Origin of the sequence: Micromonospora sp. AMSO31t, from assembly GCF_008868175.1 — a bacterium.
Taxonomy (GTDB): domain Bacteria; phylum Actinomycetota; class Actinomycetes; order Mycobacteriales; family Micromonosporaceae; genus Micromonospora.
In genome coordinates this window covers 1-11,006 of sequence record NZ_WBKT01000040.1, presented here as the reverse complement: position 1 = coordinate 11,006, position 11,006 = coordinate 1, and the positions used below count along the sequence as shown (strand labels likewise).

12 protein-coding genes and 1 pseudogene are annotated in these 11,006 nt (G+C 74.6%); 8 read left to right on the top strand and 5 right to left on the bottom strand.

Going from position 1 to position 11,006, the window contains the following annotated elements; genetic code table 11:
- Positions 1–154: 154 nt before the first annotated feature.
- Positions 155–655, top strand: coding sequence for a hypothetical protein (locus F8274_RS12105; protein ID WP_225853745.1), 501 nt, complete (start codon positions 155–157; stop codon positions 653–655).
- Here F8274_RS12105 and F8274_RS12100 read toward each other — a convergent pair whose 3' ends face one another.
- Positions 656–943, bottom strand: coding sequence for a hypothetical protein (locus F8274_RS12100; RefSeq protein ID WP_151462395.1), 288 nt, complete (start codon positions 941–943; stop codon positions 656–658).
- Positions 944–1,200: 257 nt separating this feature from the next.
- Between F8274_RS12100 and F8274_RS12095 the strand changes: the two genes are divergently transcribed.
- Both F8274_RS12095 and F8274_RS12090 read left to right on the top strand, forming a co-directional pair.
- Positions 1,201–1,419, top strand: a complete 219-nt coding sequence (locus tag F8274_RS12095; protein ID WP_151462394.1) for a winged helix-turn-helix domain-containing protein — start codon at positions 1,201–1,203, stop codon at positions 1,417–1,419.
- 174 nt (positions 1,420–1,593) lie between these two features.
- Positions 1,594–1,857, top strand: coding sequence for a DUF6244 family protein (locus tag F8274_RS12090; protein ID WP_091267883.1), 264 nt, complete (start codon positions 1,594–1,596; stop codon positions 1,855–1,857).
- Between the two features lie 44 nt (positions 1,858–1,901).
- Here F8274_RS12090 and F8274_RS32615 read toward each other — a convergent pair whose 3' ends face one another.
- Together F8274_RS32615 and F8274_RS32610 are read right to left on the bottom strand one after the other, a co-directional pair.
- The gene (locus F8274_RS32615) at positions 1,902–2,642 is read right to left on the bottom strand and encodes a pentapeptide repeat-containing protein (protein ID WP_370518224.1); all 741 of its coding nucleotides are present in this window, start codon (positions 2,640–2,642) and stop codon (positions 1,902–1,904) included.
- A gap of 126 nt (positions 2,643–2,768) precedes the next feature.
- A pseudogene (locus F8274_RS32610) lies at positions 2,769–2,888 on the bottom strand (pentapeptide repeat-containing protein); the annotation flags it as partial.
- 575 nt (positions 2,889–3,463) lie between these two features.
- On the opposite strand from F8274_RS32610, the gene F8274_RS12080 reads away from it, so the two are divergent.
- Entirely contained in the window at positions 3,464–4,285 is an 822-nt protein-coding gene (locus F8274_RS12080; protein ID WP_151462392.1) for a triacylglycerol lipase, read from the top strand.
- A 50-nt stretch (positions 4,286–4,335) separates the two neighbouring features.
- On the opposite strand, the gene F8274_RS12075 is transcribed toward F8274_RS12080, so the two are convergent.
- Together F8274_RS12075 and F8274_RS12070 are read right to left on the bottom strand one after the other, a co-directional pair.
- Entirely contained in the window at positions 4,336–5,901 is a 1,566-nt protein-coding gene (locus F8274_RS12075; RefSeq protein ID WP_151462391.1) for a GMC family oxidoreductase, read from the bottom strand.
- A 76-nt stretch (positions 5,902–5,977) separates the two neighbouring features.
- Complete coding sequence (locus F8274_RS12070) at positions 5,978–6,844, bottom strand: aldo/keto reductase (RefSeq protein ID WP_151462390.1); 867 nt, start codon at positions 6,842–6,844, stop codon at positions 5,978–5,980.
- Between the two features lie 183 nt (positions 6,845–7,027).
- On the opposite strand from F8274_RS12070, the gene F8274_RS12065 reads away from it, so the two are divergent.
- The 4 genes from F8274_RS12065 to F8274_RS12050 all read left to right on the top strand — a co-directional run.
- The gene (locus F8274_RS12065; RefSeq protein WP_151462389.1) at positions 7,028–7,393 is read left to right on the top strand and encodes a YciI family protein; all 366 of its coding nucleotides are present in this window, start codon (positions 7,028–7,030) and stop codon (positions 7,391–7,393) included.
- 109 nt (positions 7,394–7,502) lie between these two features.
- Positions 7,503–8,942 carry an FAD-binding oxidoreductase gene (locus F8274_RS32460; RefSeq protein WP_151462388.1) on the top strand — a complete coding sequence of 480 codons (1,440 nt, stop codon included), beginning with the start codon at positions 7,503–7,505 and terminating at the stop codon, positions 8,940–8,942.
- A 168-nt stretch (positions 8,943–9,110) separates the two neighbouring features.
- Positions 9,111–10,559, top strand: coding sequence for a pyruvate kinase (pyk, locus tag F8274_RS12055; protein WP_151462387.1), 1,449 nt, complete (start codon positions 9,111–9,113; stop codon positions 10,557–10,559).
- Between the two features lie 70 nt (positions 10,560–10,629).
- A partial coding sequence (locus F8274_RS12050) for an acyl-CoA thioesterase (protein ID WP_370518223.1) occupies positions 10,630–11,006 on the top strand: 377 nt, incomplete at its 3' end.

Sequence of the window (11,006 nt, the reverse complement as noted above, 5' to 3'; positions counted from 1 at the left end):
GGGCTCGGTTGGGCCGGTGGCGGGATCGACCGCGCCTGGCTCGGGACCGGCTGCCCCTGGCTCGGGACCGGCCGGGCCCGGGGCGGGATCGGGCGCGCCTGGGGCTGGGTCGCCGGTGCCGGCCGGCGCGGAGGCGCCCGGAACCGGGGACGGGGTGACCGGCGGCGCTGCCGCCGCGCCGGGGCCGCCGGGGGTCGGGGCGTATCCCGAGGGAACGCTGCCCGGTCCGCGCGCGGGTGACCCGGCGACGGAGCTGGCCGCGGCCGGGCAACTGGCCGACGAGGCCGACCGGCACGGGCAGCAGGCCGAGGCCCTCGCGCGGCGGCCCGTGCTGCTGCCCACCTGGTCGGCGCCGGCCCGGGCGGTCGCCGTCTACGCGGCCTGCGCGCTGGTCGGCTCCCTGCTCATGCTGGTGGCGCTGATCGGCTCGCCGCTGCCGGCCACCGGGCTCGACCTGGTGGCCGCCGTCTCGTGCGCCGGCGTCCCGCTGCTGTCCTTCCTGGCCGGACACCTGGTGCTCGGGCGCTGGGGCCGCCCGGTGATCGGCGGCGACACCCCGCCGGGCCGGTACGTGCCGGTCGGCTTCGTGATCTGCGCGCTGGTCGCCCCGTCGCTGTTCTGCCTCTACCTCGTGGTGTTCCGGCTGTTGAGCTGATCAGGAGGCGGCGCGGACGCTCGCGTGGCGGACCAGTTGGGCGAAGCGCACCTCCGGGCACGGGTACTCCTCGCCGCAGCCGCAGAGCCAGCGGGTCACCTTCCGGGGCGGATGCGCGAAGAGCACGTCGTCGGCGTCCTCCAGATCCTGCCGCGACACGAAGGACTGCCGGCCGTCGCGGCCCGCCGGGCCGGTCGGTGGAACACCATGGAGGTCACCCGGGTCGTGTGACCTCCATGGCGCTCCACCGAGCACCGGCGGATCGTCGGCGTGGGGGACGTCGTCCATGGTGGTCTCCTTGCCGGGTCGGGGAGGGGCAGGCTGGCGGGTGCCTGCCGGGGGACGCCAACGGCACGCCCGGCCGTCCAGGGGGGACCGGCCGACCGGGCGCTCTGCGCGGTGGGACGACCAGCTCGGGTTTGCAGACCTGGGAGCCGGTCGATTCGAACTTTACACAACTAGTCACTTAAAGCAAGCGCGACATCACGTTACTTGTCATGAGAAGTGGCCCGTGATCGAATGGCGGTGCAGACCTGGGAGTACAGATGCCCGTCAAACCCAAGTGGGAACAGCTCGCGGACCACATCCGGAGCCAGATCGAGTCCGGCGACCTCGCGCCCGGCGATCAGTTGCCGTCTACGGCGCAGCTCAAGGCGCAGCACGGCGTGTCGGCGACGGTCGTGCGCCAGGCGATCCTGGTTCTGCAGACCCAGGGATGGGTGCAGGGCGTCCACGGTCTTGGTGTCTTCGTGGCGCAGCGCTGACGGCCGGGGTCCGACCGCCGATCTTGGACAGTTGCCGTTCGGTGCGAACGGTTTCTTGCCAAGATCTGCCGGCGACCGCCGCGGTCGCGGCGGATGCCACCCCGTCTCGTAGGCTGCGCGGTGGTCGGGTGGGGTGGCGCGGTCGATCGGTCGGGGCGACATCGGGGAGGGCGCGTGAGCGCGGCGGACATCATCGCGAGGCTGGCGGCGGCGGCCCAGAAGCTCGACGAGGCGAAGGCCAGGACGGCCGCCGCGGCCCAGGACGCGGCCGAGGCCAGGGCGCTGGTGGCGGGCGCCCTGGAGGGCGTGGCAGCCGGGCCGTTGCTCAACATGATCGACGCCTACCGGCAGGCGCTCACCCAGGCGGCGCAGGGCGGTGAGCCGGCCCGCCAGCACGTCCAGGAGACGATCGCCAAGGTCCAGGCGCTGGGGAGCTGACCCCGGCTCGCGGATCGGGCCGATGGCGGGCCGGCGCCGGTTCGTCACGGGTCGGTGAGGACGAGCCACTCGTCGTCGCGGGAGCCGACGGTGGTGTCCGGCGGCCAGATGTGGGTCATCGACGCCGACGCGCGGGCCTGGTCGACCAGCGGTTGGCGGGCGAACACCGCTCCCTCGAAGCGGGCCCGGCCGCGGAACACGGCCCGGCCGAAGTTGGCGGCCCCGTCGAAGCGAGCCCCCTCGAACCACGCCTCCGCGCCGAACTCGGTCCAGCGGAAGAGCGCCATGTCGGCGAACCGCGCCCGGCGGAAGCCCGCGTACGCCGCGAAGGTGGCGTGTTCCATGGACAGTCCACTCAGGAACACCGCCTCCCGCAAGGTGACGCTGCCGGCGAACGTGGCCCGGTCGAAGCTGCTCGGCTGCCGCAGCGTGGCGCCGCGGAAGGAGACCGGGCCGAAGCTCGTCGCCCGGCAGGACAGCTCCCCGCCGAGGTCGGCCCCGTCGAAGCTCACCCGGCCCGTGAAGCGGGCGTCGTCCAGCACCAGCTCCCCGTCGCCGGTGAGGTCGTCGAACTTGGCGTCGGCGAACTCGGCGGTCAGCCGCAGCCGGCCGCGCACCACCGCACCGGCGAAGCTGGTGGTGCCGGTGCAGACCGCGCCGGTGAGGTCGAGGTCCACCAGGGTGCAGCCGGCGGCGTCGAAGTCGTGCAGCCGGGCGCCGGTCAGGTCCAGCGCGATGCCGGGCCACCAGTCGTCGCCCTCGGCGCGCAGATGCCGGGTGAGCATCCGCTGCGCGGTGCGGCGCACCTCGCTCTCGCGCGGGTCGTCGGGCGCCGGCATCCGGAGGTACGCGCAGAGCACCGCCACGATCGTCGGCCGCTGCACCGGGTTGTCCTGACCGAGCCGGTCGAGGGCGTGCAGGCCACCGAGGCGTACCGCGGGGTTGTCGCTGCCGACCAGCTCGATGGCCCGGACGTACAGCTCGGTGAGCCGCCGCTCGGCGGCGTCGTGCTCGACGGCGGCGGCCTGCCGTTCCTGGTGCCGCTGCCCGGCGTCGGCGACGGTCTCGGCGTGCGCCTGCACCCGGTCGCGGTGCGCCTGGTCGCGGGCGGCCACGGCCTCCTGGTGCCGCTGCCCGCGCTCACTGATCCACTGTCGACGGGCGGCGAGCAGCAGCGCCAGCCCGCCGCCGGTGCCGGCGACCACGGTGAGGCCGGTGCGGATGGCGTCGACGCGCAGCGTGGCCCGGGTGTCGGGCTGGGCGGCCCGGTCGGCCTCGGCGAGCAGCCGGTCCAGCACGAGCCAGCCGAGTCCGACGGCGAGCAGCAGCCCGAGCAGCGCCAACCACCAGGGCATCACCCGGAGCGGCTTCTCCGGAGTCGGCGGGACGGACACGGCGCCCAGCATGCCATCCGTGGCGGCGGGCCGGGGGGCCCGCCGGACGCCGGATAGGCCGGTTTGTGCCCCCTGCGGAACAACGGGTTACCAGCGCGTAACTTTCCATTGACGTGTGTGAAATCGGACACGCATCATCGTTTTCACGATCGATCGGATCCCCCCACCCGTCCTCCCGGAACATCGGGGCCTCCCCACCGGAGGTGCAGCCCATGCTGCTCCGAACGATCCTGGCCGCCACCGCTGCCGCCACCGCCGCCGCCCTGCTCGTCCCCGCCACCGCCGCCCACGCCGAACCCACCACGACCACCGCGACCGCGACCAGCGCCGCGGAAGCCGGCCCGGCCGACGCCACCCAGGCCCTCGCGGCCGCCAACGCCGATCCGGTCGTCGTGGTCGGCGGCCTGATCGGAATCTCCATCGCCTACGAGCCGATCGCCGCCCGGCTGCGCGCCGACGGCTACCGGGTCTCCATCTACCAGTTGCCGAACCTCGGCTTCGGTGACATCCGCGAGTCCGCCCGGGCTCTGTCGTCCTATGTCGACCAGGTCCGCACGGCCACCGGGGCGGCCAAGGTGGACCTGGTCACCCACTCCGAGGGCGGCCTGGTCTCCCGCTGGTACGTCAAGTTCCTCGGCGGCGCCGCCAAGGTCGACCAGTACGTCAGCCTGGGCAGCCCGCAGCAGGGCACCTACGTCGCCAACATCATCAACTTCCTGGGGCTGGGCAGCTGCGCGGGCATCGTCGCCTGCCAGCAGATGTCCATCGGGTCCAGCTTCCTGGCCGACCTCAACGGCGGTGACGACACTCCGGGCGCGGTCCGCTGGACCACGGTCCGCACCTGGCAGGACGAGCTGGTGCGCCCCGTCGACAACGCCGCACTCGCCGACGGCGCCACCAACGTCCTCGTGCAGGCGTGGTGCCCGCTGCGGATCGTCGGCCACCTGGGCCTGATCCTCGACGGCACCACGTACAGCGTCGTGCGGCAGGTGCTCGCCGGGGCCGCCATCCGCCCCAACTGTTTCGCGCTCTGAGATCGGTTCCGGGCTCGACGGTCGCCGTGCCGGCGGCCGTCGGGCCTCGATCACCCGGTGGTCCGGCCGAGGATGAGGTCGGCCGCCCGCCAGGCCAGCGCGGTCACCGGGGCGCTGGTCCAGCCGGACACCATCACGGGCAGCACCGACGCGTCGACCACCCGCAGCCCGGTCACCCCGCGCACCCGGAGCTGGGGATCGACCACGTGGTCCTCGTCGGTGCCCATGGCGCAGGTGCCGATGGCGTGGTAGCCGCAGTAGCCGTGCGCCCGGCCCGCCTCGATGATCTCCTCGTCGGTCTGGGTCGCCGGTCCGGGCAGGGTCTCCGCCGCGATCCGCTTGGCGATCGGCCCGGTGGCGAACAGGTCCCGCACGAGGCGCACCGCGTCGACGGCGACCCGGCGGTCGTGCGCCGTGGCGAAGTAGTTCGCCACGATCGCGGGCGGCGTGCGGGGGTCGGGGTCGGTGATGGCGAGACTGCCCTCGCTGTCCGGGCGGGTCACCGTGCCCAGGCACAGCAGGCCCGGCTCCCGCTCCAGCTCCAGCGCCCGGCCGGGGCGCGGTGGCGCCGCCGAGAAGGGCGCCATCAGCAGGTGCACGTCCGGGCGGTCCAGCTCCGGACGGGACCGGACGTGGGCCGCGACGTCCATCACCGGCAGGGCGAGCGGGCCACCCCGGGTGACCAGCCAGCGCAGGGCGGCCCGGGCCTGGCCCAGCGGGCTGCCCAGCCGGGCGTTGTAGCCGCCGGGCTCGGCGAGCCGGAACTGCAGGGGGATCGGCCGGTGCTCCCGCAGGGCCGCCCCCACCCGGGGCCGGTCGAGCAGCACCGGGACGCCGGCGGCGCGCAGGGTGTCGGCCGGCCCGATGCCGGAGACCTGCAGCAGTTGCGGGGTGGCGAGGGCGCCCGCGGCGAGGATCACCTCGGCGGCCGCCCGGTGCTCGACCTCCCGGCCCCGGTGCGCGACCCGGACGCCGACCGCCCGGCCGCCCTCCACCAGCACCCGCAGCGCGACGGTGTCGACCGCGACGGTCAGGTTCGGCCGCTGCCGCACCGGGTGCAGGAAGGCGTCGGCCGCGGTGACCCGGCGACCGCCGTGGATGGTGGCCGTGACGTAGCCGATCCGCTCGCCGTCGCCGGCGTCGAGGTCGTCGACCCGGCGCCAGCCCAGCTCCGCCCCGGTCTCCAGCATCTCCTCGCAGAGCGGGTCGGTGCCGGTGGCGACGGACAGGCGCACCGGGCCGCCGGTGCGGTTCTCCAGTCGCCCGAAGATGGGGCGCATGGTCGACGAGCCCCAGCCGAGGGGCGCCAGCGCGTCCCAGTCCGCCGCCGCGCCGCGGCTCCAGATCATGCCGTTGATCGCCGTCGAGCCGCCGACCATCCGCCCGCGCTGCCAGGTCTCCCGCCGGCCCGGCGCGACGGTCGCCGGGTAGTGCCAGGCGGTGCGCGGGTCGTCCATGAGCCGGGCGAACGCCTTGGGTACGCGCACGAAGGGGCTGCGGTCCCAGCCGCCCGCCTCGACGAGCAGCACCCGGGTGCCCGGGTCCTCGCTGAGCCGGTTGGCCAGCACGCACCCGGCCGCCCCGGCACCGACGATCACGTAGTCGAAGCCGTCCACTCCGGACCCCCGCTCGTCCCGGGCGTGAGAATCCTTCTGACGGTAGCGGCTCGATCACGCTTCGGAAAGGGGCCGGTCAGGCGGCCTTGGCGAGCGCCTCGAACTCCTCGTCGCTGAGCCGCACCTCGGCCGCGGCGACGTTCTCCTCCAGGTGCGCCACGGAGGACGTACCCGGAATGGGGAGCACGACCGGCGACCGGCGCAACAGCCAGGCGAGGGCGAGCTGCGCGGGCGTCGCGCCGTGGTCGGTGGAGATCGCGTCCAGCGGGCCGCCCGGCCGGGCCAGGTTGCCGGTGGCGATCGGGAACCAGGGGATGAACGCCAGGTCGTTGCGCTCGCAGTGGTCCAGCACGTCCTCGGCGCTGCGGTCGGCCAGGTTGTAGAGGTTCTGCACCGACACCACCGGGGTGATCTTCGCGGCCGCCTCGATCTGCGCGACGGTCACCTCGGACAGGCCGATGTGCCGCACCTTCCCCTCCTGCTGGAGCAGCGCCAGCTCGCCGAGCTGGTCCTCCAGCGGCACCTTCGCGTCGATCCGGTGCAGCTGGTAGAGCGGGATGCAGTCCAGGCCCAGGTGGCGCAGGCTCAGCTCGCACTGCTGGCGCAGGTATTCCGGGCGGCCCACCGGCCGCCAGTCGCCCGGGCCGGAACGGGTCAGCCCGGCCTTGGTCGCGATGACCAGGTCCTCGGCGTACGGGTGCAGCGCCTCCCGGATCAGCAGCTCGCTCACGAAGGGGCCGTAGGAGTCGGCCGTGTCGATGAAGGTGACGCCCAGCTCGTACGCGCGGCGCAGCACCCGCACCGCCTCGGCCGGGTCCTTCGGGTCGCCCCACACCCCGGGGCCGGTGAGCTGCATGGCCCCGTAGCCGAGCCGGTCGACCTGGAGGTCGCCGCCGATCCGGTAGGTGCCCGAGGCCTTCGCGGGCCCGGTGCTGGTCGCCATGGCGGTCCTCCTGCGCGTCGTCGTCGGCGGCGGTCGCCGCCCCGACCGGAAGTCTTTCCCGCGAATCGCCGACGTCAACGCCCCCGGGCCGGGGTGTTTCCGCCGACGGGCAGTTTGCCGTGAGCGACCCCCGGGCGGCGACCGCCGTGCGACGCTGGGCGGGACGGTGGTCTGGAGGTGCGCATGGCCGCGACGCCACGGCTCGACTTCGCGCTCGACACGTACGAGTGCATCGTGCTCTACCCGGGACCGTCGGGCCGGGCGCTGCCGGAGGAGACCGTGCAACGCCTCCAGGCCGAGCACATCCAGCACATCCGGGCGCTGCAGCGGCGGGGCATCGTCCTGGTCGACGGCTCGGTCGACGGCCCGGCCCGCGAGCCGGACCCGCCGATCGGCTTCGGCCTGGCCCGCACCGGCTCGGTCGACGACGTCCGCAGCGTGATGGAGGCCGACCCGGCGGTGCAGGCCGGGCTCTACCGCGTCGAGGTGCTCACGTTTCTCTGCCCGGCCGGCTCGCTGGAGTTCCCGCTCGCCAAGACGCAGAGCTGACTGTCGTCCGGGCGACCGCGGGGTCACCCGCCGCGGTGTTACGGTCCCGCGCAGTGAGGACCCCGGCGCGGCCGGCGCCGCCGGCCCGAGGGCCGACCGAGGAGTCGCCATGACCTCCGCCCCCGACCTGCCGCGCGCCACCGACCTGCTCCGCGAGGCCCTCGGCGACCGTCTGCTCACCCCGGCCGACGCCGGGTTCCCCGCCGCGATCCGGTTGTGGAACGGCGCCCCCGCCGGCACGCCCGCGCTGGTCGCCCGGGTCCGGGACGCCGGCGAGGTCGCCCTGGCGGTCCGGGTCGCCGGGCGCTGCGGGCTCCCGCTGTCGGTCCGGGCCGGCGGCCACGACTGGGCCGGCCGGGCGCTGCGCGCGGGCGGGCTGGTCGTCGACCTCACCGCCCTGCGCCAGGTCGACCTCGACCCCGGCACGGGGGTGGTCACCGTGGGCGGCGGGGCGACGGCCGCCGACGTGCTGGCCGCCCTGCGACCGTACGACCGGGTGGTCGCCACCGGCGTGGTGCGCGCGGTCGGGCTGGCCGGGCTGACCCTGGCCGGCGGGTACGGCCCGCTCTGCGGCCGGCACGGGCTGGCGCTGGACAACCTGCTCGGCGCGGAGGTGGTGCTCGCCGACGGGCGGCGGGTCACGGCCGACGCGGCGCACGAGCCCGAGCTGTACTGGGCGCTGCGCGGCGGCGGCGGCAACTTCGGGGTGGTCACCGCGTTGCGCTACCGCACCCACCCGCTGCCCGCCGCGCTCGCCGGCATGCTGCTGTTCCCGCTCGACCAGGCGGCGGCCGTGCTGCGCGGCCACGGCGCGGCGGTGCGCGACGCGCCGGACGAGCTGACCGTGATGGCCGGCTTCCTGCCCGGCCCGGCGGGGGAGCCGGTGGCCTTCCTCGCCCCGGTCTTCAGCGGCGACGACCCGGCCGCCGGCCGGGCCGCCGTGGACCGGCTGCGGGCGCTCGGCACCCCGCTGGTCGACCAGGTCGCCCCGCTGCCGTACGAGGACGTGCTGCGGATGTTCGACGGCGGGATGGCCGACGGCAACCACTACCTGCTGCGCACCCGCTGGCTCCCCGAGGTGTCCGAGGCGGTGGTGGCCGAGCTGGTGGCGGCGGCCCGGGCGGTCACGTCGCCGTACTCGGCGATCGCCCTGCACCACTTCCACGGCGCGGCGACCCGGGTCGGGATCGGGGAGACCGCCTTCGGCCTCCGCGACCCCCACCTGCTCGCCGAGATCATCGCGGTCTGGGCGCCCGGCGACGACCCCGCGCCGCACCGGGCGTGGGCCGAGCGGACCTCCGCCGCGCTCGCCCCGCACGCGCTGCCCGGCGGCTACCCCAACCTGCTGGCCCCCGAGGAGACCGACCGGGTGCGCCTCGCGTACGGGCCGAACTGGGAGCGGCTGCGCCGGGCCAAGCGCCGCTACGACCCGCGCGGGACGTTCTCGGCGGTGCCGACCCTGCCCCCGGCCGCGCCGCCCGCCCCCCGGGCCGGTGCGGCGGACGCCGGGGCGCCCGTCGATCTCCGGGAGCACCCGGTCGAGACATGAACGCGAGCGGTACGATTTCCGCCGCGCGGTCGCCGATGCCCGCCACACACGACGTCCCGGTGCGGTGCCACACCGCCCGCCGGCGCGGGTATCGCGCGTCGTTGGACAACTGTTCCGCAGTCCGAAAGGGGCCGGCCGGCAGGTCGACCCGGAGGAGAGACTAGCCTGATGGGCGTGACACGCCGCGCGAAAATCGTCTGCACACTCGGCCCCGCCACCTCGTCCCCCGAGCGCATCCGGGGCCTGGTCGAGGCGGGCATGAACGTGGCGAGGCTGAACTTCAGCCACGGCAGTCACGACGACCATGAATCCGTCTACCGGCTGGTCCGCGAGGCGGCCGAGGCGTCCGGGCAGCCGGTGGCCGTGCTCGCCGACCTCCAGGGTCCCAAGATCCGCCTGGGCAGGTTCGCGGACGGCCCGCACGAGTGGCGCACCGGCGACTCGGTGGTCATCACCAGCGACGACATCGTCGGCACCAAGGAGCGGGTCTCCTGCACCTACCGCAAGCTGCCGCAGGAGGTGAAGCCGGGCGACCGGCTGCTGATCGACGATGGCCGGGTCGCCGTCGAGGTCAGCGACGTCACGGGCAACGACATCCGCGTCCTGGTCACCGAGGGCGGCCCGGTCTCCAACAACAAGGGCGTCTCCCTGCCGAACGTGGCGGTCAGCGTCCCGGCCATGTCGGAGAAGGACGCCGACGACCTGCGCTTCGCCCTGGGCCTGGGCGTCGACCTGATCGCGCTCTCGTTCGTCCGCTCGCCCGAGGACATCAAGCTCGTCCACTCGATCATGGCCGAGGAGGGCGTCCAACGCCCGGTGCTGGCCAAGGTCGAGAAGCCCGAGGCGGTCGACCACCTGGAGGCGATCGTGCTCGCCTTCGACGGCGTCATGGTGGCCCGCGGCGACCTCGGCGTCGAGCTGCCGCTGGACCAGGTGCCGCTGGTGCAGAAGCGCGCCGTGCAGCTCTGCCGGGAGAACGCCAAGCCGGTCATCGTGGCCACCCAGATGCTCGACTCCATGATCGAGAATTCGCGCCCGACCCGCGCCGAGGCCTCCGACGTGGCCAACGCGGTGCTCGACGGCGCGGACGCCGTGATGCTCTCCGGCGAGACCAGCGTCGGCAAGTACCCGGTGCTCACCGTCAGCACCATGGCGAAGATCGTCACCACCACCGAGGCCGGCTCGATCGGCGTCCCGCGGCTGCAGCACGACCCGCGTACGCACGGCGGCGCGCTCACCGTGGCCGCCTCCTCGATCGCCCGGGCCATCGGCGCCAAGGCCATGGTCGCCTTCTCGCAGACCGGCGACACCGTCAAGCGGCTCGCCCGGCTGCACTGTGACCTGCCGCTGCTGGCCTTCACCCCGGTGCCCGAGGTGCGCAACCAGCTCGCGCTCTCCTGGGGCGTGGAGACGTTCCTCATGCCGTTCGTCGAGCACACCGACGACATGTTCCGCCAGGTCGACCAGGCGCTGCTCGGGCTCAACCGGGCCAACCCCGGCGACTACGTGGTGATCGTGGCGGGCAGCCCGCCCGGCACGCCCGGCTCCACCAACACCCTGCGGGTGCACCAGCTCGGCTCGCTGGTCGACGCCGCCTCGGCCCGGGCTCTTCAGTGAGCGCGAGGAGTGAGCCGGGTTTGCGAGCCCCGCAGTCGCGAACGGAGACGGCTCAGTGAGCGAGGCTCCGGTGGCGACCGGTCAGGCCGCGGTCGACCAGCTCCTGGAGGTGCTGGACCTCGACCAGACCGGCGGGATGACCTTCCGCGGGATCAGCCCGCCGGTGGGCCCGCAGCGGGTCTACGGCGGCCAGGTCGCCGGCCAGGCCCTGGTCGCCGCCGGACGCACCGTCGACTCGGAGCGCTTCGTGCACTCCCTGCACGGCTACTTCGTCCGCCCCGGCGATCCCGCCGAGCCGATCGAATACCAGGTGGAGAACGTCCGGGACGGGCGCTCCTTCTCGGTGCGCCGCTCGGTGGCGTTGCAGCACGACAAGCCGATCTTCTTCATGTCGGCCTCGTTCCAGCGGCAGGAGGAGGGGCTGGACCACCACGCGCCGGTCCCGCC

Excerpts from the sequence above, each read along its gene's own strand:
- F8274_RS12100 (WP_151462395.1), bottom strand. The coding sequence starts at position 943 with ATGGACGACGTCCCCCACGCCGACGATCCGCCGGTGCTCGGTGGAGCG.
- F8274_RS12095 (WP_151462394.1), top strand. The coding sequence starts at position 1,201 with ATGCCCGTCAAACCCAAGTGGGAACAGCTCGCGGACCACATCCGGAGC.
- F8274_RS32615 (WP_370518224.1), bottom strand. The coding sequence starts at position 2,642 with ATGCTCACCCGGCATCTGCGCGCCGAGGGCGACGACTGGTGGCCCGGC.
- F8274_RS12080 (WP_151462392.1), top strand. The coding sequence starts at position 3,464 with ATGCTGCTCCGAACGATCCTGGCCGCCACCGCTGCCGCCACCGCCGCC.
- F8274_RS12070 (WP_151462390.1), bottom strand. The coding sequence starts at position 6,844 with ATGGCGACCAGCACCGGGCCCGCGAAGGCCTCGGGCACCTACCGGATC.
- F8274_RS12065 (WP_151462389.1), top strand. The coding sequence starts at position 7,028 with ATGGCCGCGACGCCACGGCTCGACTTCGCGCTCGACACGTACGAGTGC.
- F8274_RS32460 (WP_151462388.1), top strand. The coding sequence starts at position 7,503 with ATGACCTCCGCCCCCGACCTGCCGCGCGCCACCGACCTGCTCCGCGAG.
- pyk (WP_151462387.1), top strand. The coding sequence starts at position 9,111 with ATGGGCGTGACACGCCGCGCGAAAATCGTCTGCACACTCGGCCCCGCC.